Genomic DNA, 25,323 nt, shown 5'->3' with positions numbered 1-25,323 from the left:
CGTATAGTATTTCAAAAGGAGGCCTGCTCAAATGCAAGCCAAAAGGGGACGCCCCCGCAACCTGGAAACCCAGCAAGCGATCCTCACCTCGGCCTACGAGCTCCTGCTGGAGCTTGGATTCGCCACCGTCACGGTGGACAAGATCGCGGATCGCGCCGGGGTCAGCAAAGCCACCATCTACAAATGGTGGCCCAACAAAGCAGCCGTCATCATGGACGGCTTCCTCTCCGCAGCTGCCGCGCGGCTTCCCGTACCGGACACGGGCTCTGTCTACGAGGATATCCGTACTCACGCCGGCAACCTCGCCGAGTTTCTGACCAGCCGGGAAGGAGCAGTCTTGCGAGAGCTGATCGGCGAGGGCCAGTTTGATCCAGGCTTGGCGGATGCCTACCTTAGCCGCTACTTCCAGCCGCGCCGACAGGAAGCCGCCGGGCTGCTACGCAAAGGGGTTCAGCGAGGCCAATTGAAGGACTCCCTCGACCTGGAGCGCTGCATTGATCTGCTGTACGGTCCAATCTTCTATCGCCTCCTCGTCCTGAAAGAGCCGATGGACAAAGCCGATGTGAGCATCATCGTCAATTATGCCTTCCATGGAATCGCCACTTCGTAACGAAAACAAAAAGGCTGTACCCCGTTCGCTACCCTTCTGCCGGGATGAAGCTTCGTCCGGCTTGTAGTGCGTCTCTGCGGTTGCCCGCATTTGGGGTACAGCCTTTATCAATCTTAGAAACTCTTTATGTTGCCTTACTGCATCAACATTTCCTGTACAAGGCTTTTAAGCTTCTCGCTTGTCTCATTCAGCATCTGCACATTTTCCACGAAATGCGCGATCATCTGGGCTTGCTCCGAGGTCGCTTGGCTGATCTGGTTGACTTCTTCCTCCATCGTCCGAATGGCTTGCTGCACGCGGCTTACCGATTCCTCAATGTGGACAGCTGCTTCCTTCGTATGCTCGGACAGCTTGCGGACCTCCTTGGCAACCACACCGAAGCCCGCCCCCGCTTCACCGATTCGAGCCGCTTCAATGAGGGCATTCAGCCCGAGCAGGTTGGTCTGCTCCGACACCGAGCGAATGATACTCGTGACCTCTGCTACCGAAGACGAATCCTCTACGGCCCTCTGCGTATTCTTTCGGATCTGCTCTGAGGTTGCCGACAGTTCCTCCGATTGTGCCGCCACCTGTTCGATGGCACTGAGCAGCGATGAAATGGAGTGATTGGCCTGCTGAGTAATGGCTTCGAGCTGCGCCTGCTTTTCCATGGAGTAGTTGATCCCCAGCAGAGCGACGATCTCATCTCCTTCAAAGACTGGAATCAGGATAGCCACAAAAGGAGTTCCTAACACCTCCTTGGGAATATAGCTGATGACCCGTTCCCGCTTGCCGCCTAAGCCTTTAAAATCTTGATAATCAGGCAAAAGCGGACTTCCGGCCTCCAGGCCAAAATTCAGCGTTTCGGTTTGAGTAAAATAGAGGACATGCGTACGATCATTTAAAGACAAGGAGACTTCCTCACGAAACAGCTGCTGGATATAGGGAAGGCTCTCAAGTAGTGCTTCAATCTTCGTCATCATCAAACATCCCTTCTCGTTGAAATCGTCGTGATCCTACTAATATCGGCTACTCCAGAATAGGGAAATAGAAGGATTGCAGACTTCTGATGAACGTTATGTGAAGCCGATCCGAACTTTTAAGCAAAACAAAAAGAACAGCATCTCTGCTGTTCTTTTTGGAAGTGGGTTCTCAGGGGCTCGAACCCTGGACCGATTGATTAAGAGTCAATTGCTCTACCAACTGAGCTAAGAACCCACGTATGAAGTTGTTTGGTGGAGCCTAGGGGGATCGAACCCCTGACCTCATCGCTGCCAGCGATGCGCTCTCCCAGCTGAGCTAAGGCCCCGCAGCGTTCGTGACAGCCGCTTGTTTTTGTCGGTCACAAGTACAGATTATACGGGACGTATTCGACAAATGCAAGTGTTTTTTTAAATCTTTTTCTCTCTTCCCTTCTTGTCTAGCATTTGCTCAGAGAAACCAACAAGAGAGCCCGCTCGCAACCGAACGAACCCTCCTTGGATTTCCCTGCACTGCTTACTCGGCAATCTTAAACTGCTGCACGGTCTTCTGCAGCTCGGTTGCCATCTCGGACAGGTTACGGATCGCGCTGGTCACCTCTTGCATCGTAGCGCTTTGCTCCTCGACAGCGGCTCCTACCTCCTGATAGCCGGCGGATTGCTCCTCCGTGACACCCGATATCTTTTGCATAGAGCCGGTAATGGTTTCAAAGGATTTATCAGCTTTCTCGAGCGCGCGTTTCAAATGGTCGATCTGTTCTGAGAACATGGAGATTCCAATGAAGATCACCTTGAAGTTCTCATACATGTCGTGAATCCAGACTTGTCCCTGCTCTACCGCCTGAGAGCCTTGCTTAATGCTCTTCAGGACGAGCTGGCTGTCATTCTGCGTGCCCGAGATTAGCTCCGTGATCGAGCTTGCGGCATTGGACGATTGCTCTGCCAGCTTCTTCACCTCTCCAGCAACAACCGCGAAGCCTTTGCCCTGCTCGCCAACCCGAGCCGCTTCAATGGATGCATTGAGGGCGAGCAGGTTAGTCTGCTGAGCGATGTCTGTGATGATGTGAATGATTTCACCAATCTCCATAGAACGGGACCCGAGCTGAGCCGCCGCCTCCTGCGACTCCTTCATTTCCTTCTGAATGACGTTCATTTGACGCAGCGTCTTCTCCACCAGCTGCTGACCCTCTGCCGATTGACTACCTACGGTATGAGCCGTCTCTTGCATCGTTTGAACCTCGATCGAGACCTTCGCCAGATCCTCGTTCACTTCCACAACCGAAGCCGTGCTGTCGGAGATCGAGGTGACGACCTCGGTGACCCCTTCGTTCATGCTGTTCATGGACGATGCGACCTGCTGTGAGCTCGCACTCATCTCGCCCGCCGCTTGGTAAACCTGCTCGCTCGTCGTCGTGATGACCTGAGTGGAGGCGGAGATTTGCCGAATCAAAGCGTCCAGGTTTCTCCTCATCCGGCCAAAGGAATCACCCAGCTTGCCGATCTCATCCGAGCGCTGAAGAGTCACTTCTTCGGACAAGTCCCCTGCCGCCACCTTTTCCGTCGCGTGCATGAGCCGAGTGAGGGGCTTTGTGATGCTTCGGCTGATAAAGTAGGCGATCAGGCTGCCCACGAGCATCAACACCGCCATGATTCCGATCGAGGCCAAGAAAATGAAGTTCTTGGTTTGGGGCACGACGGAAGCGTCAATGTCGATGCCGGCAATGCCGTACGTGCCTCCTTTGTCATCCTTAAGGGGAAGGAAGATCGATTTATGAGTTCCGTACTCATCCTTGTATATGGAGCTGAAGGTCTGCTTGCTGGTTTCGATGGCGGCTCTCATTTCGGGCGAGAATCCGTAATCCGTTCCATAGTCTTCCTCTACTCCGGTCAGGATGACAATCTGCTCCTTCTCTTGCTGCTTTCGAAGGATGTAGACATTTTCAAGGGAGTAGTCGTTCTTGATTTGCTCCAGTTGCTCCTTGATCTTTCCATGAGCCGGGTGTTGGATTCCGTCGATTTCATAGGCGTGCTCTGGAATGGAGTTCAAATATTTCCCGACCGCTTGAATGTTCGTGGAGAGCCTCAGGTTGAATTGATCCTCCAGCTTTTCGGTCAATCGATTGCTGATCACGTACTCCGTAGCTAAAAACAAGCCGCACATGAGCAGCACCAGGGCTAGAATGCTGCTCATCATCTTGACGGCAATTCTCCCGCGAAACCAATTCGCAGGATTTGCTTGCTTTGGCTGTTCCACCGTTATAACCTCCCGCTGATCATAGGCGTTTCCGAGTATTTCTCATACACGAGCTCGACGTTCTCTTTCAAGTACCGGACAATCTCTGGAACATGGCCGATCTCCGTGTAGGGGGAGATGACGAAGATCTTGGTCGCATACAAGGCTGTGCTGCTGCCGTCCTTGGTGGGAACCACCAAATGCTTTTTGGTATCGCCGAAAAAGATTCGGTCGCGCTGTTCGCCCAGCACTTCAAACAGACGTTCGTTGAACCGGTTCGTGCGCTCGATGTCCGCCAGCGTGCATTGGCCGGAGCATTCGTCCCGGAAGTCGTGTGCCCCTTCAGGATAAATGCGGAAGAGCGTAACGATCCCCGGATTGTCCGGGTTTACGATCTCCGCCTGCGGCAGCTCGTCGCGAATAGCAGCCCGGAACGCCAGATTCACCTCGACAAACTGGGCCAACAGGCGCTGATACCCCTCCATTCCAAAAGCAAGCAAGGCGCTGTAGATGCTGATCGAACTGGCCATTCGCGAGCATTCCAGCGTATAACCGGTATGATATTGCCCGTACCCCCGATGGCCGACATATGGGGTCTCCTCCTCCTTCAAATCGACCAGATTCAAATCTGCCGCATCCTGGATCAGGAACAAGCTGGTCAGGTAAGGCGTTTGACCCAGCTTTTGAAAATCAAAGCAGAGTGAATCGGCGAGACGCAAATGGTTCATTTTCCGCTGGATACCAAGCAGCGCTTCACAAACCTCCGGCTTGAACGCAAGCGGGTTGGCTGCGAAATCGTACTCGTTAAAGAAGGCGAAAAAGCCGCCCAAAGCGGAATCGGCATGTAGATGCGGACGGCGCAGACCATGCTTTGCCGCAATCTCTGAAGAAACGCGTGATATTTCCTCCACATCGTCAATGCCCATCGCATCGGTCGTTCCGGTTGTAGCAACGATATAGATGGGAATGCCACCGTTCGCGATCACCTCTTCCAGCTTCGACCGCAGGTCTTCGACATCCATGGAGCTGTCCGGCATCGTACGAACCTTGACGAGACGACTGCTGCCCAATCCGGTAGCCTCCATCGACTTGAACAGGCTGTAATGGGCGGCTTCCGAGCAAAACGTATAGAAGTGGGAAGGGACCCCCAGGCGAGGAGCATCCGGAGCGAATTTCGCGATGGCCATCCGAAGACCGGAGAACACCGCTCCTTGCCCTCCCCAAGTGGTATAGCCTCCGCTCCGCTCAGGCACATATCCGATCAGCTTGGACATCATGCTGATCACGCGAACCTCGGCCTCCGCTCCCGCAGGGCCATAGACATCCCACAAGTTATTGCCGTTTACGAGAAAGGCCGTCAGCATTCCCAGGATTCCCGGGATGCTTGCCATCGGCAGAATATTCGTCAAGAAATACTTGGTGTGGTACGGATGGTTATGCAGCAGCTTGACAAGATCCTCATTCACTTGCTCAAGGGGAGTGCTGCTTGATGGAATTTCGCTGGTTTGAATCAGATCCTTGTAGAACAGATCGGTACGCTCTTTCTCCCCTTTCAGGTTCACCCCGTCCGGATTCTTGAGTTGGTCCACCCCGTTGACAATCTGTTCCATGAGCTTCACAAACCTGATACGATCTGGTTCATTCCCATCCTCACTTGGAAAAAATGACGGTACCGATGACTGCATACGCTCCGACACAGCTCTCTCTCCTCTCATCTGGCCAAAACCAAATAAAAAAGGTGAATACGGGTAAAAATGCCCATACTTCACCAATTACAGAATGTGCAACTGGCTGGCCTATCCACGAGGATGTAGCCCCTATAGCTTTGCGTCCCTACTTTTCAATAGGTTTGCCGAACTATTCAATTTCACCAAATAGACATATATATCCATGAAATGACAAAATAAGTTTGCAATTCCGGTTCTTATTATAGTCTATATTTGGAAGTATGGCAATCAAATCTAACATCCTATGAGATGTAGATATTATGAACTAGAGAGGGAGTCCTATTGGCAGGCTCGTATGGAGGGGAAGAAAGCAAAAAGAGCGGCATCACTGCCGTTCTTTTTGGAATAATTATCCTCACACTTTATGTAAACACGTTCTTATAAAAAGTCAATTGAATCAACTTTTGTCTTTGCGAAGCGCTAGCAATCTTTAGTAATGAATATGTTATATTTATTATGCCTTTTTTAGCAAACATGGTTCTATACCTTGTATTTCACTTGACACCTTTATCAATTATTCCAATCGCATAATCCTTAGCGCCTTCAAGCAACTTTTTTCTCAGAGCCTTCTTATTGACTGGGTCTTGTTCTGACTTAAACCAGTTTTTATTGTGTTTGAAAACACCATTAATCTGATCAATTGATGCAGGTAACCCGAATATATCAGTCAGGATAAATTGAATGTCTGAAACTGAAAACGAGTCTCCCTTTCCCTCGTTAAAAATAATAAACATTGAAAGTATCATCTGTTCTTTAAAACTGTCCAACTTTTTTAAAAAATAATGGAATGTATATCTTTGTATTTATTCCTCATACAGGAAAATCAAACATTATCAAAGATTCTTCATACGGGGCAGTAATTCTATCGCAAGAGGCTTCTACCTAGTTTCCTAAATAATCCATCATACCTCATTTTTCAGTTCCGATAATGGTTTATGAATACAAACAAAAAGAACGGCATCTCTGCCGTTCTTTTTGGAAGTGGGTTCTCAGGGGCTCGAACCCTGGACCGATTGATTAAGAGTCAATTGCTCTACCAACTGAGCTAAGAACCCACGTATGAAGTTGTTTGGTGGAGCCTAGGGGGATCGAACCCCTGACCTCATCGCTGCCAGCGATGCGCTCTCCCAGCTGAGCTAAGGCCCCGCTTTTCGTGAGCACCGATCACTTCGTAACGACCGGCCACAAGAAAAGATTATAGCGAACAATCGGGAATTGTGCAAGTGTTTTTCGAAAAAACTTTTTTAAGCGTTAATCTTTAGCATAATGGTACAAAACATAACCATCGTATTGGATGACGATTCCGTTCTTCAGCTGGTCCAGGTGCTCTTGATCAATTCCGAATCCAAAGTCAGCTCCCGGTCCGGAGCCCTGCTGTCCAACGGGAATAACCGTTCCATCCGGCTCGAAGACACGAATTGCCCCTGTTGGACTGCTGGCCGTTCCGTCCTCATGAAAAATCGCGTTGTATAAAAACGCTCCATTCCTGTAATCCAGATCAAAAGTAGTATGAAAGTTAAAATAGATATCATGTCCACGATTGATTACTTGGGCAAGGGAGATATGGGTTTGGTTGTTGTTTTGCATGGAAAGGGTCAGATCCTTCTTCTCATCCGGTTTGAAGGCGATCCATTCGGGCTTCACAAAGCATTCGAAAGGAACCTGCTCCTTGACGAGAGTCAGAGAATATCCGTCGAGGCCGATGACGTTCTGAAAAATCGCCTTGGCGGTGAAGTTCCGGTTATAATAGTACCCCCCTGCTAAGAGAATCACGACTCCCGTGATGACGAATACTTGCTTATTGAGCTTCTTCATGATCTCCCTCCCTATCAAACCAACAAATCGTGTAGTCAAAATCATGCTCCATCCCCACAGCTTTGGCGATTCGAAGCGAGCCTGTGTTGCTGGGGGTGCAGTCCCAATAGGGAGCGAGTCCGCGCTGGATTGCTTCTTCGACGTAGCGGCTAGCGACTGCCGTACCGAGGGCACGCTTCCGAAACCCCTCAAGCGTCTCGATATCAATGGCATGTGTATTTCCTGCTACAAATGCAGAAAAGCAGAGACTTACCAGTTGGTTGTCAGATTCCGCATAGTACCCATACCCCTGGTCGAGGAAGGCGTCGGTCGTCTCCCAGAAACGATGAATCTTTTTCTCCAGGAAAGAATGATTCTCCAGTCGTCTGGACTTCCATAACTCTCGATCGATTCTGTGAATCGCGATACCCTCCTCATGAAACTCAAACGGAGACCTGTGCTTAAATCGAAGGACATGTTGAAGGTCGCTGGATACGCTTCGCGAGGGGAATATGGAAGGGAGTGCCTTTCCCCACGTTTCCTTGTCTCCACCGATCTCCACAGCACCTACCGAAAGCTTCGCCAACCGGGGTTCAATAGCGGTTCTCATGTAATCGTCCAACTCAACCCGAAAAGACTGGCTATTCTCATCGCCAACCAATTGAAAGCCTTGCTGGCCCGGAATCCAGATAAGAGCAGCTGTAGGCTTCTCCGAATCATCCACATAAACTTCCCCTGGATGTTGTCCGCCTACCACAGCCTTCACTTCAAGATTCATGCAGGCATCGGTTAGCGGTTTGATCTTGTCAAAATCACCTTTGTTCAACTGGACAATCATCTCTATCCCTCCGCTTGGGTTCTCTCGTTATTTTGCAGCATCATCTCTAACACGAAAGCCACTCCGTCCTCATCGTTGCTCGCCGTAACTTCGGTTGCGATGCTTTTCAATTCCTCTATCGCATTGCCCATGGCAACGGAACGACCACAGAGTTGAAACATACCGATGTCGTTGCTGTCATCCCCAAAACAGATCGTATCCTCCGTCGAAATTCCATAGAGCTCGCACAGCTTCTTGATCCCATTCTCTTTGGATGCTTGCATGCTAGAGATTTGCGTAAGCATCCCTCTGTCCGTCGCGAGGATATGAAGGCTCGATCCATAGGTTTGGATCAATGATTCAGCTAGTTGGGTTCCAGCAAGGATGATTTTCGATGGACTCATTTTACATAACTCTGCAATGGATATCACTTCGGGCTTGCCTCTAACCTGCTTTAGAACTTCCTCATCGTACTCCTTAAGGCTGCACCATCGATCTTCTACCTCCAAGCTCAGATCAACGTTGGGTTCGTGCAGGAGGCAAAACTCGATGACTTCCTTTGAGAGGGTCGCTTCGATGGCATGATGATGGGAATAGGTAAGCTCCGGACTAACCACCAGGGCCCCGTTGTAGTAGACGAAGGAGCTTATCCGATGGATGGCTTCCGGCAAGAGCTTCCGAACCGCCCTTGGCGGACGTGCTGTCGCCACCATAATCTTGATTCCCGAACGGTGCACATCCAATAAGGCGCTGCAGGTCCGTTCCGAGACCGTCTTCTCCGAACAAAGCAGAGTCCCATCCAAGTCGACAATACAGGCTTTGTACTTCATTATTTCCCTCTCCATCATTCTGACCTCTGAATCGATCTTTGGTTAAGGATTCACCGGAAAGGGGGGCTATTCCTTTTTGAAAAAGATCAATCAGAGCCAATTGCCCATATTTTCTATTCCAGGGCCAAAATGTTACGTATAATGGAGAAAAGACCCATAAGGAGTTTAGGAGGACTGTCCTATGAAAACCCTAAGCTTGACTGCCTTCGAGGAAGTACGCCGATGGCTGTATCGGAATGCCCGGCCTCTGGAATTAGCCAGGTGGCAGTACCATTTTGAAGACGGGAGTGCCGAGAACGTGCTGCGAGCACTCGCCGCCTTCCAGAACGAAGACGGGGGATTCGGCCACGCCCTTGACGGCGACAATTGGAACCCGAACTCGACCCCCTACAATGCAGGAATCGCCATTGAGGTGTATCGCGAGCTGAACCTCTACGATCCCTCTCATCCTCTGGTTGAGAAGACGCTGGCCTATCTGACCCACACTGAGTTCTTGACCGAAAAGGGGTGGCCCTTCACCATCCCCTCCAACAGCGACTATCCTCACGCCCCCTGGTGGACGTACAGCGAGCAAAACAATGAGGAGAACGGGTACCATGCCACCGGAGGACTGGTTGGGTTTATTCTACGCTGTGGAGACAAGGGGAGTGGCCTGTACTCGAAAGCACTCGGGATTGCCGATGGTATGATGGAGAAACTCCGCGAACAGGACAAGCTGGAACAACATGAAATCGGTGCTTACTGTACCCTATTGAAGGATATCCAGGCAGCCGAACTGACGGATCGATTCGAGAGCGAGTGGCTCGCAAAGCGATTGCATGCCTTGGTTAATGAGGCCATCGAGCGCGATCCCGCCAAGTGGCCCTCCTACTCCATGCGTCCCACTATGTACATCGACTCCCCGAATAGCCCCTTCTATCCGGGAAACGAAGCCCTCGTCGAGGAAGAGCTCTCCTACCTCCTGCGCAGCCGCCGTGAGGGAGCGGTCTGGGCTATTATGTGGACATGGGCGGATTGTGAGCGGGAGTTCGCGATCAGCGAGCGCTGGTGGCAAGGGTACTGGGCGGTTCGCAATGTCCTCCTGTTGAAGGCATTTCATCGGCTTTCCTAACTCCACCCAACCATTCAAATCACAAAAAAAGGTTGTCCCCAAGCGGGAGAACCTTTTTCATGAAAAGACGATCCGCCTTCTCCGTTCAGCGATTATGGTCCAGGAACCTTCCGATCGTTGCCAGCTTTTCCTCCATCGATAGATCGCCTTCCAAGCGGAGAACCGGACAGGGCAATCCCATCAACCACTCTTCATGAAGCGCTCGGCTTCTCATCTCCACTCCAGCTCCATCGTAGTGGGACGCCCACTCCAGAAATTTCAAATAGGCGGAGTACCTCTTGCCGTTCGGCTCCACCTCTTGCCCGTATCGGCCAGCTTCCCTCTCCCGTAACCTCGTCATGCGGATCTCTTCAGGAAGCCACAGGAAGATGACCAAATCAAACAGGGGGATAAAGCGATCGCCCCATCCGCACAAGGAACCCGATAACACCCACTTGGGAGCAGCCAACAGATCCTCTGCCAACAGACGCTGCCGCTCCTCCACTTCTCTACATTGTGTAAAAGGCTCTTCCGTCGGCAGCCAGTAATAATCGTCCGTATCGAGATGACGGAGGCCATACGTCCTCGCCAACTCTCTTGCCAAGGTGCTTGTACCGGAACCGGATGCGCCGAGTAGATGGATTCGGTTGATCATGGACTTTTCTGCTCCAACAGGCCTTTTACCCTATTTAGAACAGCCGCAACATGCCCATTCTGGACGGCGTGAAGAAAGAGACCCTCGACAAACCGATCTCCCCGGATATAACTGGTCATCAGCTTACGGAGTCCGTCCAAGTCTTCCCCCATGATCTTATCGCGGAGGGGGTTGTCCAAATCCCGGTATTCCTCGTTTTCGTCGAGCCAGCTTCTCCAGTCGAATACCTGAAGAAATCCAATGTCGTCTAACTCCTTGCGAAACCGGCTTACTTCCTGACTTTGCAGGTAATAGCCATTCTTTTCCGTGTAAAACACGCTTTCGGGATTCTCGAAGTAATCCAAGTAGGGGATGATTCGTGCTAAATCCTCTGGCGTCAGATGGGCATCATAGGCCATGACAGACCCTCCTTTTTGGTTACCAAACGGAAAAAAGAGACCCTCGTCTGCCGCGGATCTCCTCTTCCTCCCTTCCTAAAGAACGAACAGCCGCCGCTTCAATGCTCAAGCGTTGCCTTTGCCCTCGTCCGGCGCTGTCCCTTGGTTTTTCAAAAGCAGCGAGGACAGCTCCTTCATGAACACATTGATATCCTTAAATTGACGATAGACGGATGCGAAGCGGACAAACGCCACTTCATCCACCGGGTACAGCTCATCCATCAGCAGCTCGCCGATCTCACGGCTTTCCACCTCAGACAGAGCGGTTTCGCGGATCTTGCGTTCCACCTCGGAGACAATGGCCTCCATCGTTTCCACCGGAACCGGCCGTTTTTCACATGCGCGCATCAAGCCCCGCAAGATTTTGTCACGGCTGAATTCCTCGCGGCTTCCGTCCTTCTTGATGACCATGAGCGGGGTTTCTTCCACCATCTCAAACGTGGTGAATCGACGCAGGCAAGCTTCGCACTCCCGACGGCGGCGGATCGATTTGTTTTCATTGGCGGCACGGGAATCCAGCACTTTGGTTCCGACATGATCGCAGTAAGGGCATTTCATCAAGGGCACCTTCCCTCGTGAGTGATGTGAGTGGTGAAGTCTTTCTCAATATCAGTGGTGGGAATTGGAAGCCTTGAACTGAATGAAGTCCGGGTTCCGGCACATAATACAGGTACCAACTGACGAGGAGGTGACAACACATGGGAGCAGGATCGAGAAGTAACAACGTTTTGGTTGTTCCTCAAGCCAATCAAGCTCTGGATCAACTGAAGTATGAAGTTGCTCAAGAGCTTGGCATCCAAATTCCGCAAGACGGTTACTATGGCTATATGGCATCCCGCGATACGGGTGCGATTGGTGGTCATATCACCCGCCGTCTTGTCGAAATCGCCGAGCAACAACTGGCTGGTAAATAATGATTCGTAATACCTTGAAGGAAACGAAGTGTCGGGCGAGCGAATCCGCTTGTCCGGCACTTCTTTCTTTATCGGTACACTTGTACATATTTTGCGTAATAATACTGAACCGATTTTACATATTTGCGGGTCTCTCCGATGGGAATCCGGTCAGCCTGCTCGAGCGTTCCATCCCACGTGTTCTCTTCCAGCCAGCGGGCGACCTTTCCGTGCCCGGCATTGTAGGCGGCTGCCATCGCGGCGCGGTTGCCTCCAAAGCGCTCATTCAAATACTGAAGGTAGCGAGCGCCCAGCTCGATGTTAACGGCTGGGTCACGCAGGTCTTTGTTCCGCAGAGAGGACAGAGAACTATCCCGGTCGATCAGCCAACTGGCGGTATCGGGCATCAGCTGCATGATGCCGACAGCCCCTTTGTGCGATTCGGAGGACGTTCGATAATTGCTTTCCACTCGAATGATGGCGGCGATCAGAAGCGGGTCCACCTGGTTCGCGACGGCGGCTGCCTCGATCTCCTCGCGATAGGAGATCGGGTAGATCAAACGGCCTATCCATGTATTATTGTAAAAAAGCAGGAGGATCATGGCAAGCAAAAGCAGGGCAAAGACCCGTTTTTTTCGAAAACGGCTCATGGCAGCCCCATTTCCCGCCAGAAAGCCTCTACCTGGCGCTCGGTATCATCCAGATCTCCGTCATTTCGAATTAACCGATCCGCTCTTCTCGCCTTCTCCTCAACGGGCATCTGGGAAGCGATCCGCTGAAGCGCTTCCTCTCGGGAGAGGCCGTTGCGCTTCATCAGCCTGGTCACCTGCACCTCCGGCGAAGCATAGACGACCATGACCTGGTCAAACAGCGGCACCATGCCGCTTTCATAGAGGAGAGGAACATCCGCTACGACCAGCTTGTCCGGCGCTTCAAGAGCCGAACGCTCCATCCGCTCGCGGATTTCCTGAATGATGAGCGGATGGAGGATGCCGTCGAGCGCTTCCCGCTCCTCTGCGGAAGCAAAAATACGACGGCCCAGCTCCTGCCGGTTTAAAGTACCGTCCAGCTGGAGAATTTCCGGGCCGAAGCGGTCCACCACCCGGTCGAGCCCCGGATGGCCCGGCTCCACAACGAAGCGGGCGATCTTATCCGCATCGATGAGCCGCGCGCCGCGGTCGGCCAGCATGGCCGCCACGACGCTTTTGCCGCATGCAATTCCTCCGGTGAGGCCCATGTTCAAGGCGGTTCTCTCCTTTACAACATCTTCATGATCCCCATGAGGATCAAGATACAACCAGGCAGCGCAGACAGGCGGCGGATCCAGGCGAGCTCGGAAAAGCGGAAGCCTACCTTTAAGCCGCTGGCCAGAAACAAGCCGCTTACGCCTGCAATCAGTGCAGCGGTCGCATAGGGCGGGTAGCCGATCAGCGCCGCTCCGATGCCAGCACCAAAGGCATCGAACGACAGGGCAATCCCGAGCAGGCCCGCTTCTGCGGGGGAAATAATTCCGGAACGGTCGACGTCCGCCATCGAAGGCGTACGCAGGATTTGAATCACGATGCCCATCCGCTTCCACTCGAGGGTGAAGAGCGGCTTCGTCGCGGGTCCCGCTTCCGGGTGAGGGCCTGTCACGGCTTGAACCGAAGCATCGGCAACTTCCCCAGGACCGTCATCCTTCTGCGTGGTGACTTGGTAGATGGTCCAAAGGCCAATGCCGATGAGAATCACGGCACCGACATCTCGAGCTGCCTGCTCCGGGATGAACTGCAGGAGCCAAACGCCCAGCTTCATCGAGAGCAGGATCACGAGGGCGGAACAAAGCGAGATGATGATCAGCGATAGGATCGGGATGCGGATCTTCCTCAGGCCATACATGGCTCCTACTCCGAATCCATCCAAGCTCACGGCAAAAGCCAAGATCAACAGGGACACGATCGGCGGCAATGCAATGCCCTCCCTTGACACCGGCGGAAACCCGGCGAAATGGAAGAAGCTTTCCGGTTCAACGATGGCCGGGAGCTCCCTCCGGGTCGGCTTGCGACCCCATCTCAGGATATGGCAGTGCCCACCGAATCGTGCACTTCTTTTTTAGGCGCGCAGGACTTGGCAATGAGGACAAAAGTGGGTGCCTCGTCCGCCAAGCCGAGTCTTCTCGATCGGATGGCCGCAATGGCGGCAGGGCTGCCCGGTCATCCCGTAGGCGTGGAGCTGCTGCTGGAACATTCCCATCTCCCCCTGACCGTTGACGTAGGACTTAATGGAAGACCCTCCTGCGTCCACCGCCTCCTGCAGCACTTCGGTAATGGAGCGGTGAAGAAAATCCATCTCCTTCTGGGAAAGCGAGTTAGCTGGTCTCTCTGGGTGGAGGCCGGCTCGGTGCAGCGCTTCATCAACATAGATGTTACCGAGACCCGCAATCGCCTCCTGATTAAGCAGAAGAGGCTTCAGCTTGGTCGGCTTGTCCCCGATTCGCTTCCGGAGAGCCTCCGGGGTGAAGGCGGGATCAAGCGGTTCCAAGCCCAGTTTATGCAAGGGAGGAAGCGACCATTCCTCTCCCTGACGGAAAATATGCATCGTGCCGAATTGACGAACATCTCGGTAGCGCAGCTCGGTGCCGTCTGTCATCGCAAAGATCACATGGGTGTGTTTCTCAATCGGCTCTCCCGCCACATTCACCCCATATCGCCCTTCCATACGCAGATGGGAGATGAGGGTCAGATCATCCAGGACAAATCGAATGAATTTCCCTCTGCGCTCCAGCCGATGAATGGTTTGCTGAACGAGAGCCGCCTCAAACAGCTCCGGCTCCGCGGGACGCTGAATAATCCGCGGGAGCAATACTTGAACACGCTCTATGGTTTTACCGGCAACAAGCCGGTTTAATGTGCGAACGACCGTTTCTACCTCTGGAAGTTCCGGCATGGTCACCATCCTTTTCTGATGCAGGTTTCTTGTACACCCTTAAGCATACCGCATCCGGGATAGAGTGACCACCCGTTTCCGCTCATTTCCTGTGCGTCGGAGAGCCTACTTCGCTTCGTACCAATCCGCTCCGCTCTCGACTTCCACCTTGAGCGGCACATTCAGCTTAAGCGCTCCCTCCATCACTTCGGGCACAAGCTTCTCCATCCGTTCCATCTCCTCCACCGGAACCTCGAAGACGAGTTCATCGTGCACCTGCAGCAGCATGCGGCTCTGCAGCCCTTCGCTCTTCAGCCTGTCTGCCATTTGGACCATGGCGAGCTTGATGATATCCGCGGCCGTACCCTGAATCGGCGTGTTCATCGCGGTTCTCTCGGCGAACGAGCGCAGGTTGTAGTTGGACGCGTTGATCTCCGGCAAGTAGCGGCGGCGATGCAGGAGCGTCGTCACATAGCCGTCGCGACGCGCGCTCAGTACGATGTCGTCCATGTACTTGCGAACCCCTTGGAAGACGGCAAAATATTGTTCGATGAAACGCGCGGCATCCGCCCGGGAAATGTCCAGGTTTTGAGACAATCCATAATCGCTGATCCCATAGACGATCCCGAAGTTGACGGCCTTTGCTTGACGGCGCATATTGCGGTCGACGTCTGCCTCGCTTACGCCAAACACGTCCATCGCGGTTTTCGTGTGAATGTCCATGTTGTGATAGAACGCGTCGACCAGCCGCTCATCCTGGGAGATGTGCGCTAGAACGCGCAGCTCGATCTGGGAATAGTCCGCGGACAGAATTTGCCAGCCCGGCTCGGACGGCACGAAGGCTTTACGGATCTTGCGGCCCTCCTCCAGCCGAATCGGAATGTTCTGCAGGTTGGGGAACTGGCTGCTGAGACGACCGGTAGCGGTGATCGTCTGCCGGTAAAAGGTATGAATCTTGCCGGTATCCGAACGCACTTCCTTCAGCAGTCCTTCGATATAGGTCGACTGAAGCTTGGCCAGCGATCGATAATCAAGGATGTGAGCCACGACCTCATGGCGGCTACGGAGCCGTTCCAGCACCTCGACGTCCGTAGACGGCCCGGTCTTCGTCTTCTTGACGATGGGGAGGCCGAGCTTGTTGAAGAGCACGTCTCCGAGCTGCTTGGGCGAGTTCAGGTTGAATTCCATGCCCGCATGATGGTAGATGTCCGCCACCAGCGCTTCGATGCGCTCCTTCAGCTCTTGCCCGATGGCGCTCAGTACCTCAGGCGCGATCTTCATCCCCTGCAGCTCCATATCGGCCAGGACGCTTGCAAGCGGATGCTCCAGGTCGAAGTAGAGGCCGGTCATTTCCTTCTCGGCCAACTCCTTCTTCTGTAAGGAAGCAATCCGCGCGATTGCGGCTGCCTTCCGCACCAGATGCTCGCCCAGCTCCGCGGCTTCCGGAAGCTTGAACTTGGCTCCCTTGCCGTAGACATCTACATCGTCGAGAATCCCCGGCAAGCCGTATTTGTTCAGCATGGCATGCAGCGTGAGTGTGGACTCAGTCGGGTCAAGCAGGTATGCTGCAAGCACAACGTCAAAAGAACAGCCTTGGAGGACAATTCCCCACCAAGCCAAGGTAACCTTGGCGCGATGAAGATCGAAGACCGTCTTATCCGTAGAAGGGTCGCTCAGCCACTCCCGGATCGGTTGCGCGGGTTCCGAGGCAAGAATCTCTTCGGTCAGAAAATAGCCAGTTTCGTGTGCATAGAGAACCACCCCCGCCAGCTCGGCCGTATGCGGGTTGTCGCCGATCGTCTCCACATGCACCGTCTCGATGGCCGGCAGCTGCTCAAGAAGCTCACCCAGGTTGTCGGCATGAATCGAAAGAGTCTTCAACAAGACCGCTTCTGGTGCTTCTTCGCCCAATACGGCCCTATCGGTTTCTCCATCCTCGGAAGCAGAGCCTCCCGAGAAATCCATCTTCTCCAGGAGCGACTTGAATTCCAGCTTACGGAACATGGCGGCCAGCTTGGGACCTTCGTAGCCGGTGAATCGCTTGTCTTCCCAACTGACATCCATCGGGACTTCCCGATAGATCGTCGCCAGCTCCTTGCTCATGCGCGCATCTTCGGCGTGGGCGCGAACCTTCTCACCCAGCTTCCCCTTGATCCCGTCTGCCGCAGCAAGGACCTCTTCCACAGTCGGATGCTCATGAAGCAGCTTGAGGGCCGTCTTCTCGCCTACCCCCGGAATTCCGGGAATGTTATCCGAGCTGTCTCCCATCAGTCCCTTCAGGTCGCGAATCTGATCGGGTGTGAGATCGTATACTTCGCGGATGTGCGCCGGATCGAAGCGTTCGGTCTCGCTGATTCCCTTGCGGGTAAGCGCGACGGTGACTCGTTCGGACGCCAACTGAAGCATGTCCTTGTCACCGGAGACAATGACCACCTCCATGCCCGCTTCTTCGCCCACGCGGCTCATCGTGCCGATGATGTCATCCGCTTCGTAGCCTTCCAGCTCAAATTGAGCGATGCCGAACGCCTGCATCAGTTCCTTGAGAAGCGGGAATTGCTCCGACAGCTCCGGGGGCGTTTTGGCTCGGCCTCCCTTGTATTCCTTATAGTCAGTATGGCGGAACGTAACCTTGCCGGCATCAAAGGCGACAAGAAAATGAGTCGGCTTCTCTTCCTCGATCAACCGGAGAAGCATGGTCGTAAAGCCGTATACGGCGTTTGTATGAAAACCGGAGGAATTGCTGAGCAGCGGGAGAGCATAGAACGCCCGGCTGGCGATGCTGTTCCCATCAATCAATACGAGCTTGTCCATGGAACACCTCTTCGTTAACAGATCTATTGTCATCATAGCATACTGGGAGAATCGGATAAAATCCAACTCGTGCGCATACGCATGAAACAAAGACAGCGGGGCTTATCGCGGATGTGCCCTACGGGAGGATAACGAATGAGCATCGAGGAATGGAAGCGGAACGGTCCCAAGAAGGCAGTATTCTTCGATCTGAACGGGACGCTGATCGATCCGGAGGCAAGCTATGAAGCCGCGCTCGCCCGGGAGATTCGGGAGCTGGCGGCGCGCTCCAGCGCAGCGGACCGCTCCGAATGGGAGCGCGAGGCGCTTGCGCAGTATCGCAAGGAAAGGCAGCGCTTGACCGCGGGGCCAACCGCCCGGCGAACCGTTGAAGCGAAGGCGCTCCTGCGCAGAGCTTGCCTTGCGAAAGCTGTGAGTGCGCTGCCCGTTCCGCGTTCCTCTGCCTTCCTTCTCAAGCTGGACCGCGCAATCAAAGAAAGCCTGGAGAGCGACCCGCGCCTGTATGCGGGGACTCTCCAGGCTTTGGAGGCGATTGGGAGGGGGCGAAAGATCGCCCTCATCAGCAACGGGAGCCGACTGCGGCTGGAAGGGAGGGTGAAACGAGCGAGGCTTGAGGCGTTCTTCCCGCCTGCACGACTGTTCACCGCGGGAGCCGGGCAACGGGGCAAGCCGCATCCCGACCTGTTTCAACAGGCGTTGGAGACGTTGTCCCTGTCTCCCTCCGACGCGATGATGGTCGGCGACTCCCGCACCAAGGACACCGCAGGCGCGCTCCGCGTAGGCATGGATGCCTGCTGGTTTCGCCCGGGAAAGCTCTCCACGGTCACGGCGGTGCGCCGCCCAGGCGGCTGGCTGCTGCAAGCGGGCAGCCTGCAGCAGCTTGCGCATGTATTGGAATAGTGCGCAACTGTAGAAGGCGCCTGGATTAGACTAGCGTCATGGATTAATAGATGGTCGGGACCAGTCCGCCATCCATTCGGATTGGCGAGCCTTTGACTCTTCAGGAGAGATCCCTAATTGGCGCAAGCTGGACCAGAATCCTGGCGCGAGCTTCACGCGATCAGCAGCTGTCGCTTTCGTCATGGTTAGCCTCCAAAGAGAATGTTGAATGCAAAAATGGCCCACGATTTCGTGGACCATTCCATTATAGCATCCCCATCAACCAGCGTAAGTTGCGCCGATTTTCCGTCAAATATTCAGGTCCTTGCGCTTGCCCGTCACCATGTAAATAACGCCTTCGCCGATGTTCGTCGTGTGATCGGCTACCCGCTCGATGTAGTGGGAGACGAGCATCAAGTGGGTCAGCTGGCGGTTGACGCGCAGATCGCTGCCCATCATGCCGGTCAGCTCAGTCAGTACCTTGCTGTACAGGCTGTCGACTTGGTCGTCCTTGTCCGCAAGGGCTGCTGCCCGTTGAATGTCACGCTCGGTGTACGAGCGGATGCATTCGCGCAGCATCTCAATGGCGAGCTCGGCCATATACGGGATATCGACGAGCGGCTTCACGAGTGAATCGCCGGACATCCGCAGGGTAACCTTGGCGATATCCACCGCATGGTCCGCGATCCGCTCCAGGTCGACGGCGATCTTCATGGCCATGCCGATAATGCGAAGGTCGCTCGCGAGCGGCTGCTGGAGCGCGATCAGCTTCAGGCTGCGCTCCTCAATCTTCTTCAGCATTTCGTCGATGGTGTCATCCACCTCGACAATTTCGCGAGCCATCTTGTCGTCGATCGTCTTGAGCGACTCCACCGATTGCCGAATTTGCTCTTCTACCAGTCTGCCCATGGCGAGCAGCTCCAGCTGCAACTCATCCAACGATTGATGATAGCTTGATCTCGTATCCATGTGGGGTTTCCTCCTTAGCCGAATCGTCCCGTAATGTAATCTTCTGTCCGTTTGTCACTGGGCGTCTGGAACATCTTCTCCGTATCGCTTGCTTCGACCAGCACCCCGTTCAGGAAGAACGCCGTGGTGTCCGAAATCCGTGCAGCCTGCTGCATGTTGTGCGTAACGATGATAATGGTATACCGTTCCTTCAGTTGTCCCGTCAATTCCTCCACCTTCAAGGTGGAGATCGGGTCAAGCGCCGACGTCGGTTCGTCCATCAGAAGCACATCCGGTTCCACAGCAAGCAGCCGGGCAATGCACAACCGCTGCTGCTGGCCGCCGGACAGCCCGAGGGCCGACTTGTTCAGCCGGTCCTTCGCTTCATCCCAGAGAGCCGCTTGCTTCAGGCTGCGCTCGACGATTTCGTCCAGCTGCGCCTTTTTCTTGATGCCGTGGATGCGCGGCCCATAAGCAATGTTGTCATAGATGGACATCGGGAACGGGTTCGGACGCTGGAAGACCATCCCGACGCGTTTACGCAGCGAGACGACATCGGTGTCCGGCGCATAGATATCGGTTCCTTCCACCAAAACCTTGCCCGTGATGCGCACGCTGTCGATCAGATCGTTCATCCGGTTCAATGTCCGGAGGAAGGTAGACTTTCCGCAGCCCGAAGGACCGATGAGCGCGGTAATGGAGTTGGCCGGCATATCAAGGCCGATGTCATACAGCGCTTGATTGTCCCCATAGAACAGGTTCAAGCCCTCAACATGGATTTTATGCGTGGAGTTCATGGATTAGTTCCCTCCGTTGTGTCGTTTTGAAATGATTCGGCCCGGCAGTGCAATGGCCAGATTAAAGATGAGGACAATCAGGATGAGCAAGGCGGCGCTTCCCTTGGCGATCTGATCAGCGTCAGGGGCAAGCGAGGACGAGCCCGAGTACCAGAGGTGAACGGCCAGCGTCGAGCCCATTTCCTTCAGCCCGAAATCGGGGAAGGCCCGCGAGGATGCCGTACCGGCGGTGTAGATCAGAACCGCCGTCTCGCCGAGAGCACGGCCTGCTACAAGGGTAATCCCGGTGATGAGGCCGGGCAAGGCGGAAGGCAGCAGCACCTTGCGGATCGCCTGCCAGCGGCTGGAGCCCAGCGCGAGCGAGGCTTCCCAGTACGACGCAGGAACCGTGCGCAGCGATTCCTCGGTTACGCGCACCAGAACCGGAAGGTTGAGGAGCGACAAGGTCGCCGCGCCGCTGATGATCGAGATTTTCCAGCCAAACCAGCTCACGAAGAGCAGAGCGCCGAACAGACCGAACACGATGGACGGAACCGAAGCGAGCGCTTCGACGGAGAGTCGGATCAGATCGGTGAACTTGTTCTTCTTGGCATACACCGCGAGGTAGATCCCGGCACCGACGCCGATTGGCAAGGAGACAACGAGCGACAGGAACAGAATGTAGAACGAGTTGAACAGCATCGGGGCCACACCGCCGCCTGCGGCTACCTCGGAAGGCATTCCGGTGATAAACTTCCAGGAGATGTTAGGCAAGCCCTTGCTCAGAATATCGAAGAGAAACCAGGCGAGGATGCCGACGATGAGAATACCGGAGAGCCAGAAATAAAGCGTGGCCACACGGTCTGTAAGTTTGGAATGGGTCTTGTTCACTTCACTTCGCTCCTTCCCGCCACGACGCGGATCAGTAAGATGAGGGACAGCGACAGGAGAAGAAGCACGAGCGCCATCAGGTAAAGCGAGTTGTTCCATGTCGTGTTAAAGAAGGTATTGGCCATATCCTTCACGATGGCCGTGGTCAGCACCGTCGTGGAGTCGAGAAGGGACTTCGGGATCACCGGAGCGTTCCCGATGACCATGAACACGGCCATCGTCTCCCCGATCGCGCGGCCCATGCCGAGAATAACCCCGGTCAGGATGCCGGGACGAGCGGCCGGCAGGAGCACCCGCCAGATCGTCTGCCACCGGGTGGCGCCGAGAGCGAGCGAGGCTTCTTCCAGACGGCCCGGAAGGGAGCGAAGCGCATCCTCCGAAACCGAGAGAATGGTCGGCAGGATCATGATGGCGAGCACGATCGCAGCCGGCAAAATGCCGTAGCCTGCGCTTGAGGAGCCGTTAAAGGTTCGGCCCAGAAAGGGCACGATGACCGTCAAGCCGATCAAGCCATAGACAACGGAAGGAATGCCGACGAACAGATCTGCCGCGGGGCGCATGATTTCACGCATCCACTTCGGGGCGATCTTCGCCATGAATACGGCGCCGGACAGCGCCAAAGGAACGGCGAGCAGAATCGAGATGCCCGCGAGCAGAATCGTACTGTACAAGAATGGAAATACGCCGAAGCTGGGATTATCCGCGGACGGACTCCATTTGGTGCTGAAGAAAAACTCGGCAAACGACACATCGCGGAAGGTTTTGCTCCCTTGAAAGCCGACGAACAGAATAATCGAGAAGATCACGACCGAGACCAGAATCGCCCCGCCTACAAACAGGTAGCGCATGATACGGTCTGCACGGGCTTGCCTCTTCGCCCAGGACGTTGCTTGTTCCTTCCCGTCCTGATTCGCATTGCTGTTCCTTTCCGTGATGACGGACATGTTATAACCTCCGAATCGAATAATCCAGGATTACGCCGGATGGCGTCCCCTGTCTGAAGGCGCGAGCCAAGACAGGGAAAATGCATTCCCTACTCCCTCTAGGATAATAAATGAGTGTTAATAGAATCGCAGGCATTTGTTAACTCCACGTAAACATTAAGCTTATGTAAAGGCCGCACCGTCCTGAGAAAAAAAGAGCCTCCTCGGAGGCTCTTTTTGTTCACGAGCGGGAATCGGCGCACCTCTTCCCGAACCCGCTTCTTATTTTTGAATCAGGTCGGCCGGCAGGAAGCCCATCTTTTCGACTTCTGCGCTTTCGATGAATTCCTTGCTCATGATGTAGTCCAGGAAGGCTTTTACAGCGCCCTTCGGCTCACCCTTCGTGTACATGTGCTCGATACCGTACAGAACATACTTGCCGCTTGCGATCGTTTCCTTGGAGAAAGCCGATCCATCCAGTTTCAGGGCCTTTACCGTATCCGTTACATAAGGAGCGTCGACATACCCGATCGCACCCGTGCCTTGAGAGACCGCTTGAGCAACCGTCTTGCTGGATTCTTGCGTTACGCCAGCGGTAGCGAATTCGCCGCCGTCGAGGATGATTTTCTTCACGAGCTTGCGGGAGCCGGAGCTCTCTTGACGATGGATGAGGTTGATGGCTTTGTCTTCGCCGCCAACTTCTTTCCAGTTGGTGATCTTGCCGCTGAAGATGTCAGCCGCTTGTTGCTTCGTCAGGTCGTCCACCTTCACGTCGTTGCTCACGATCAGGACGAAAGGAGCGATGGCAACAATGTGGTCAACCAGATCAGCCTTGTATTGATCGTCGGCTTCCACGTCGGAGTTCCCGATGTCGGATACGCCGCCTGCTACGTTCTTCACGCCAGTACCGGAACCACCGCCGGTTACTTTTACGTCTGCGCCGCTGTGAGCAGCCATGAACTTGTCTCCTGCCAATGCGACGAGCGGTTGCAGAGCCGTCGAACCCGATGCCGTTACCGTTCCTTCTACTTTATCATCCGTGGCCGGTGCTGCCGATTCCGTTGCTGCCGCCGAAGCTGAAGGCGAGGTAGAAGCTTCTCCTTCTTTCTTCGTGCTGCAACCTGCCAGCAATCCCATTACCAGTACGAACACGACCGTAAGACTCCACCATTTTTTCGACATGAATCCATGTCCTCCTTCTCGCTATTCGGATTTTCTCTCTGTCTTGCTTACAAACTCATCTTACTGCCCGTATGTTAACCGCAAGCATGCACATCGTTAACCGAATGTAAATTTTGTGGGCGTCCAGAATTTAACACTCGTTTTACAGGAATCGACATGTGCTTTTATTCACGCTTTTTATAATGAACAAAAAGGTACCGACGGAGGAGAAATGGGATCTATGAAAAAAACAACTTGGGTTCACGGACTGCGCCATTCGTTAATGGCCCGCTATGCTCTCGGCTTTCTGGCGGTCATGCTTAGCTTTACTTTATCCTCAACTTTTACGCGAATCCAAGTGCGCGCCGTTCATGAGCATTACCAGGTCGAAGATGAAAAAGCGGCTTTGAAGCTGGCGGCTTTGGAGGCGAAGGCAACAGTTCAGCAATTGATGGACCTCTCTTCTGGCTACATGCTGTCCCGAGAAGAAAAATACATAGAAGCCTTTAATGAAAAAAGACCGCAGCTCGATGCGCTCATCAAGCAGGTGGGGAGCGGCTCCGTGACCGAGGAGGGCCGGATGAGACGCGGCAAGCTGAATCTGTCGACCAGCAGCTTCCTGGAATCCTTCGATCGCGCGGTGTTTGTTGTAAAAGAGAGCGGAATGGCAGAAGCCGACATCGCCCGCAACCTGCAAATGGTGTACACCGAATCTCAAGATGGACGAGATGTGGTCTTTCAATGGCTGGATGCCGCTTATCAAGAATACAGCGCCGCAGAGCTTGCTGCCGCGAAAGAATCGGAAGTGCGGATGGAAAGCACCTCGCGGGTCATGCTCATCGCCCCGGTCTTGACCACCCTCTTCACCTTGGTCATGGCGATTTTCCTTATTCGCGCCTTCATCCGGCCGGTACGAAAGCTGGAGGTGGCCGTCCGTGCGGTTGCCGCAGGCGATTTGAGCCACCGCATCAACTCCCGCTCCCGGGATGAGCTCGGGCAACTGAGTAAAGGATTTGATCGGATGACGCAAGAAATGAGCACCATGGTGGCTTCAACGGAACGCGTCGCGAGCCGATTGACGGGGTATGCCTACGACCTTAAGCAGTTCACGGAATCGACTTCCGTAGAAAGTGAAGAATTGAACCAGGTGATTGCTGAAATTTCCACAGCAAGCAGCAAGCAGGCGGAAGGAGCGGAATCGATCGTCCATGCGATCGAGGGACTCAAAACAAACATGCGGGGAATGGTATCCACCTCTGCGTTCATGGAGGAGACCGGAAAGCGGGCGGAACACGGGGCGGAGCAATCGCGCGAGACTTCGCGCTCCCTTCAAGCCGCTTCCCGTGAGTCCGACGTTACGATTCGCAAGGCGGTGGACGCGATGCGACAGCTGTCCAACGGGTCGGGTCGGATCGGGGAAATGGTCCAATCGATCGGAGAGATTAGCAAGCAGACCCGGATCCTGGCCTTGAACGCTTCCATCGAGGCCGCACGGGCAGGCGAGCATGGCAAGGGCTTCCTGGTCATCGCGGACGAAGTTCGCAAGCTTGCGGCGGAAACGGGAAAAACCGCCATGCACATTGGGGATTTGGCCCAAGGCCTCTCCGAGCAGACAAGTCAAACGGAGCAATCCCTTCTCTTCGCCCAAGATCGCCTTCAGGAACAGAACCATCGCGCAGATGCTGCCATTCGCAACTTTGACGGGATTGGAGCCGAGGTGGGCGAACTCGGCAGCTTGATCCGTCAAATCCGAGAACAGGTCAAGCGCGCTGAAGGGGAGACGGTCTCCATCTCGTCCATCCTCCACGACTCTGCAGCAGCTGCCCAGGAAACGGCTGCGGGGATTGAGGAAACCACCGCGCTTGTTGGGCGGCAGCGGGAATCCGTCGATCAGGTAGCGCGGGAATCAGAAGGCCTCCATGAAGCCGCAGGCGAGCTCCTTCTGGAGATCAGCCGATTCCAGAACACGTCTGCTTCATAAAACT

Annotated in this window: 25 protein-coding genes, 4 tRNA genes and 1 riboswitch; of the genes, 5 read left to right on the top strand and 24 right to left on the bottom strand. The window is 54.2% G+C overall.

What is annotated here, in order from left to right; translation table 11 throughout:
* Window positions 1-31: 31 nt before the first annotated feature.
* Window positions 32-610, top strand: a complete 579-nt coding sequence (locus AAFN83_RS01320) for a TetR/AcrR family transcriptional regulator (RefSeq protein ID WP_347766544.1) — start codon at window positions 32-34, stop codon at window positions 608-610.
* Between the two features lie 134 nt (window positions 611-744).
* Here the strand turns inward: AAFN83_RS01320 and AAFN83_RS01315 are convergent, their stop codons facing one another.
* From AAFN83_RS01315 to AAFN83_RS01265, 11 genes are all read right to left on the bottom strand, one after another.
* Window positions 745-1,572 carry a methyl-accepting chemotaxis protein gene (locus AAFN83_RS01315; protein WP_347766543.1) on the bottom strand — a complete coding sequence of 276 codons (828 nt, stop codon included), beginning with the start codon at window positions 1,570-1,572 and terminating at the stop codon, window positions 745-747.
* 162 nt (window positions 1,573-1,734) lie between these two features.
* Window positions 1,735-1,807: transfer RNA gene (locus tag AAFN83_RS01310), tRNA-Lys, on the bottom strand.
* Between the two features lie 15 nt (window positions 1,808-1,822).
* Window positions 1,823-1,898 (bottom strand) — tRNA-Ala (locus AAFN83_RS01305).
* Between the two features lie 188 nt (window positions 1,899-2,086).
* Complete coding sequence (locus AAFN83_RS01300; protein ID WP_347766542.1) at window positions 2,087-3,823, bottom strand: methyl-accepting chemotaxis protein; 1,737 nt, start codon at window positions 3,821-3,823, stop codon at window positions 2,087-2,089.
* A 2-nt stretch (window positions 3,824-3,825) separates the two neighbouring features.
* Entirely contained in the window at window positions 3,826-5,499 is a 1,674-nt protein-coding gene (locus tag AAFN83_RS01295) for a pyridoxal phosphate-dependent decarboxylase family protein (protein ID WP_481810461.1), read from the bottom strand.
* Between the two features lie 82 nt (window positions 5,500-5,581).
* Window positions 5,582-5,666: riboswitch (cyclic di-GMP riboswitch) on the bottom strand.
* A gap of 357 nt (window positions 5,667-6,023) precedes the next feature.
* Window positions 6,024-6,263: a hypothetical protein gene (locus tag AAFN83_RS01290; RefSeq protein ID WP_347766540.1), complete on the bottom strand. Its 240-nt coding sequence runs from the start codon at window positions 6,261-6,263 to the stop codon at window positions 6,024-6,026.
* A gap of 248 nt (window positions 6,264-6,511) precedes the next feature.
* Window positions 6,512-6,584: transfer RNA gene (locus AAFN83_RS01285), tRNA-Lys, on the bottom strand.
* Between the two features lie 15 nt (window positions 6,585-6,599).
* A tRNA-Ala gene (locus tag AAFN83_RS01280) sits at window positions 6,600-6,675 on the bottom strand.
* 105 nt (window positions 6,676-6,780) lie between these two features.
* Complete coding sequence (locus AAFN83_RS01275; protein WP_347766539.1) at window positions 6,781-7,344, bottom strand: hypothetical protein; 564 nt, start codon at window positions 7,342-7,344, stop codon at window positions 6,781-6,783.
* Window positions 7,328-8,161 carry a GNAT family N-acetyltransferase gene (locus tag AAFN83_RS01270; RefSeq protein WP_347766538.1) on the bottom strand — a complete coding sequence of 278 codons (834 nt, stop codon included), beginning with the start codon at window positions 8,159-8,161 and terminating at the stop codon, window positions 7,328-7,330. The genes AAFN83_RS01275 and AAFN83_RS01270 overlap by 17 nt, the downstream gene beginning before the upstream one ends.
* Window positions 8,162-8,163: 2 nt before the next feature.
* Window positions 8,164-8,970 carry an HAD family hydrolase gene (locus tag AAFN83_RS01265; protein ID WP_347766537.1) on the bottom strand — a complete coding sequence of 269 codons (807 nt, stop codon included), beginning with the start codon at window positions 8,968-8,970 and terminating at the stop codon, window positions 8,164-8,166.
* 181 nt (window positions 8,971-9,151) lie between these two features.
* On the opposite strand from AAFN83_RS01265, the gene AAFN83_RS01260 reads away from it, so the two are divergent.
* Entirely contained in the window at window positions 9,152-10,081 is a 930-nt protein-coding gene (locus tag AAFN83_RS01260; protein WP_347766536.1) for a hypothetical protein, read from the top strand.
* 85 nt (window positions 10,082-10,166) lie between these two features.
* On the opposite strand, the gene AAFN83_RS01255 is transcribed toward AAFN83_RS01260, so the two are convergent.
* The 3 genes from AAFN83_RS01255 to nrdR form a co-directional block, all read right to left on the bottom strand.
* The gene (locus tag AAFN83_RS01255; RefSeq protein WP_347766535.1) at window positions 10,167-10,715 is read right to left on the bottom strand and encodes an AAA family ATPase; all 549 of its coding nucleotides are present in this window, start codon (window positions 10,713-10,715) and stop codon (window positions 10,167-10,169) included.
* Window positions 10,712-11,113 carry a DUF6508 domain-containing protein gene (locus AAFN83_RS01250; protein WP_347766534.1) on the bottom strand — a complete coding sequence of 134 codons (402 nt, stop codon included), beginning with the start codon at window positions 11,111-11,113 and terminating at the stop codon, window positions 10,712-10,714. The genes AAFN83_RS01255 and AAFN83_RS01250 overlap by 4 nt, the downstream gene beginning before the upstream one ends.
* Window positions 11,114-11,218: 105 nt before the next feature.
* A complete protein-coding gene (gene nrdR, locus AAFN83_RS01245) occupies window positions 11,219-11,710 on the bottom strand; it encodes a transcriptional regulator NrdR (protein WP_347766533.1) in 492 nt (163 codons plus the stop codon).
* 140 nt (window positions 11,711-11,850) lie between these two features.
* On the opposite strand from nrdR, the gene AAFN83_RS01240 reads away from it, so the two are divergent.
* Window positions 11,851-12,066, top strand: coding sequence for an alpha/beta-type small acid-soluble spore protein (locus tag AAFN83_RS01240; protein ID WP_347766532.1), 216 nt, complete (start codon window positions 11,851-11,853; stop codon window positions 12,064-12,066).
* A 68-nt stretch (window positions 12,067-12,134) separates the two neighbouring features.
* Here the strand turns inward: AAFN83_RS01240 and AAFN83_RS01235 are convergent, their stop codons facing one another.
* From AAFN83_RS01235 to polA, 5 genes are all read right to left on the bottom strand, one after another.
* Window positions 12,135-12,695, bottom strand: coding sequence for a lytic transglycosylase domain-containing protein (locus AAFN83_RS01235; protein ID WP_347766531.1), 561 nt, complete (start codon window positions 12,693-12,695; stop codon window positions 12,135-12,137).
* Complete coding sequence (coaE, locus tag AAFN83_RS01230) at window positions 12,692-13,282, bottom strand: dephospho-CoA kinase (RefSeq protein WP_347767352.1); 591 nt, start codon at window positions 13,280-13,282, stop codon at window positions 12,692-12,694. Before coaE ends, AAFN83_RS01235 begins: the two co-directional genes overlap by 4 nt.
* 20 nt (window positions 13,283-13,302) lie before the next feature.
* Window positions 13,303-13,992, bottom strand: coding sequence for a sporulation membrane protein YtaF (ytaF, locus tag AAFN83_RS01225; RefSeq protein ID WP_347766530.1), 690 nt, complete (start codon window positions 13,990-13,992; stop codon window positions 13,303-13,305).
* A 144-nt stretch (window positions 13,993-14,136) separates the two neighbouring features.
* A complete protein-coding gene (mutM, locus tag AAFN83_RS01220) occupies window positions 14,137-14,970 on the bottom strand; it encodes a DNA-formamidopyrimidine glycosylase (protein ID WP_347766529.1) in 834 nt (277 codons plus the stop codon).
* A 105-nt stretch (window positions 14,971-15,075) separates the two neighbouring features.
* The gene (gene polA, locus AAFN83_RS01215; protein ID WP_347766527.1) at window positions 15,076-17,760 is read right to left on the bottom strand and encodes a DNA polymerase I; all 2,685 of its coding nucleotides are present in this window, start codon (window positions 17,758-17,760) and stop codon (window positions 15,076-15,078) included.
* A gap of 135 nt (window positions 17,761-17,895) precedes the next feature.
* Between polA and AAFN83_RS01210 the strand changes: the two genes are divergently transcribed.
* Window positions 17,896-18,660, top strand: coding sequence for an HAD family hydrolase (locus tag AAFN83_RS01210; protein WP_347766526.1), 765 nt, complete (start codon window positions 17,896-17,898; stop codon window positions 18,658-18,660).
* 288 nt (window positions 18,661-18,948) lie between these two features.
* Here AAFN83_RS01210 and phoU read toward each other — a convergent pair whose 3' ends face one another.
* The 5 genes from phoU to AAFN83_RS01185 all read right to left on the bottom strand — a co-directional run bounded on the left by phoU (window position 18,949) and on the right by AAFN83_RS01185 (window position 23,359).
* On the bottom strand, window positions 18,949-19,608 hold the full coding sequence (phoU, locus tag AAFN83_RS01205; RefSeq protein ID WP_347766525.1) for a phosphate signaling complex protein PhoU: 660 nt from the start codon (window positions 19,606-19,608) through the stop codon (window positions 18,949-18,951).
* Between the two features lie 14 nt (window positions 19,609-19,622).
* Window positions 19,623-20,384: a phosphate ABC transporter ATP-binding protein PstB gene (pstB, locus tag AAFN83_RS01200; RefSeq protein ID WP_347766523.1), complete on the bottom strand. Its 762-nt coding sequence runs from the start codon at window positions 20,382-20,384 to the stop codon at window positions 19,623-19,625.
* 3 nt (window positions 20,385-20,387) lie between these two features.
* Window positions 20,388-21,254 carry a phosphate ABC transporter permease PstA gene (gene pstA / locus AAFN83_RS01195; RefSeq protein ID WP_347766522.1) on the bottom strand — a complete coding sequence of 289 codons (867 nt, stop codon included), beginning with the start codon at window positions 21,252-21,254 and terminating at the stop codon, window positions 20,388-20,390.
* Window positions 21,251-22,102, bottom strand: a complete 852-nt coding sequence (gene pstC / locus AAFN83_RS01190; RefSeq protein WP_481810468.1) for a phosphate ABC transporter permease subunit PstC — start codon at window positions 22,100-22,102, stop codon at window positions 21,251-21,253. Before pstC ends, pstA begins: the two co-directional genes overlap by 4 nt.
* Before the next feature lie 357 nt (window positions 22,103-22,459).
* Complete coding sequence (locus AAFN83_RS01185) at window positions 22,460-23,359, bottom strand: phosphate ABC transporter substrate-binding protein (protein WP_347766520.1); 900 nt, start codon at window positions 23,357-23,359, stop codon at window positions 22,460-22,462.
* 220 nt (window positions 23,360-23,579) lie between these two features.
* Here AAFN83_RS01185 and AAFN83_RS01180 point away from each other — a divergent pair, with 220 nt between their 5' ends.
* Window positions 23,580-25,319 (top strand): methyl-accepting chemotaxis protein, encoded by a 1,740-nt coding sequence (locus AAFN83_RS01180; protein WP_347766519.1) that lies wholly within the window; start codon window positions 23,580-23,582, stop codon window positions 25,317-25,319.
* Window positions 25,320-25,323 lie beyond the last annotated feature (4 nt).

This window comes from Gorillibacterium sp. CAU 1737 (genome assembly GCF_039888655.1).
Classification (GTDB): domain Bacteria; phylum Bacillota; class Bacilli; order Paenibacillales; family NBRC-103111; genus Gorillibacterium.
This window is presented reverse-complemented; position numbering and strand designations above follow the sequence as displayed.

What these genes read in the sequence shown, in the direction of transcription:
- AAFN83_RS01315 (WP_347766543.1), bottom strand. Translation starts at nt 1,572, where the DNA reads ATGATGACGAAGATTGAAGCACTACTTGAGAGCCTTCCCTATATCCAG.
- AAFN83_RS01290 (WP_347766540.1), bottom strand. Translation starts at nt 6,263, where the DNA reads ATGTTTATTATTTTTAACGAGGGAAAGGGAGACTCGTTTTCAGTTTCA.
- pstB (WP_347766523.1), bottom strand. Translation starts at nt 20,384, where the DNA reads ATGAACTCCACGCATAAAATCCATGTTGAGGGCTTGAACCTGTTCTAT.
- polA (WP_347766527.1), bottom strand. Translation starts at nt 17,760, where the DNA reads ATGGACAAGCTCGTATTGATTGATGGGAACAGCATCGCCAGCCGGGCG.
- AAFN83_RS01255 (WP_347766535.1), bottom strand. Translation starts at nt 10,715, where the DNA reads ATGATCAACCGAATCCATCTACTCGGCGCATCCGGTTCCGGTACAAGC.
- pstC (WP_481810468.1), bottom strand. Translation starts at nt 22,102, where the DNA reads ATGCGCTACCTGTTTGTAGGCGGGGCGATTCTGGTCTCGGTCGTGATC.
- AAFN83_RS01275 (WP_347766539.1), bottom strand. Translation starts at nt 7,344, where the DNA reads ATGAAGAAGCTCAATAAGCAAGTATTCGTCATCACGGGAGTCGTGATT.
- AAFN83_RS01185 (WP_347766520.1), bottom strand. Translation starts at nt 23,359, where the DNA reads ATGTCGAAAAAATGGTGGAGTCTTACGGTCGTGTTCGTACTGGTAATG.
- AAFN83_RS01270 (WP_347766538.1), bottom strand. Translation starts at nt 8,161, where the DNA reads ATGATTGTCCAGTTGAACAAAGGTGATTTTGACAAGATCAAACCGCTA.
- AAFN83_RS01210 (WP_347766526.1), top strand. Translation starts at nt 17,896, where the DNA reads ATGAGCATCGAGGAATGGAAGCGGAACGGTCCCAAGAAGGCAGTATTC.
- AAFN83_RS01240 (WP_347766532.1), top strand. Translation starts at nt 11,851, where the DNA reads ATGGGAGCAGGATCGAGAAGTAACAACGTTTTGGTTGTTCCTCAAGCC.
- nrdR (WP_347766533.1), bottom strand. Translation starts at nt 11,710, where the DNA reads ATGAAATGCCCTTACTGCGATCATGTCGGAACCAAAGTGCTGGATTCC.
- AAFN83_RS01320 (WP_347766544.1), top strand. Translation starts at nt 32, where the DNA reads ATGCAAGCCAAAAGGGGACGCCCCCGCAACCTGGAAACCCAGCAAGCG.
- AAFN83_RS01180 (WP_347766519.1), top strand. Translation starts at nt 23,580, where the DNA reads ATGAAAAAAACAACTTGGGTTCACGGACTGCGCCATTCGTTAATGGCC.
- mutM (WP_347766529.1), bottom strand. Translation starts at nt 14,970, where the DNA reads ATGCCGGAACTTCCAGAGGTAGAAACGGTCGTTCGCACATTAAACCGG.
- coaE (WP_347767352.1), bottom strand. Translation starts at nt 13,282, where the DNA reads ATGGGCCTCACCGGAGGAATTGCATGCGGCAAAAGCGTCGTGGCGGCC.
- phoU (WP_347766525.1), bottom strand. Translation starts at nt 19,608, where the DNA reads ATGGATACGAGATCAAGCTATCATCAATCGTTGGATGAGTTGCAGCTG.
- AAFN83_RS01265 (WP_347766537.1), bottom strand. Translation starts at nt 8,970, where the DNA reads ATGAAGTACAAAGCCTGTATTGTCGACTTGGATGGGACTCTGCTTTGT.
- AAFN83_RS01235 (WP_347766531.1), bottom strand. Translation starts at nt 12,695, where the DNA reads ATGAGCCGTTTTCGAAAAAAACGGGTCTTTGCCCTGCTTTTGCTTGCC.
- AAFN83_RS01250 (WP_347766534.1), bottom strand. Translation starts at nt 11,113, where the DNA reads ATGGCCTATGATGCCCATCTGACGCCAGAGGATTTAGCACGAATCATC.
- AAFN83_RS01260 (WP_347766536.1), top strand. Translation starts at nt 9,152, where the DNA reads ATGAAAACCCTAAGCTTGACTGCCTTCGAGGAAGTACGCCGATGGCTG.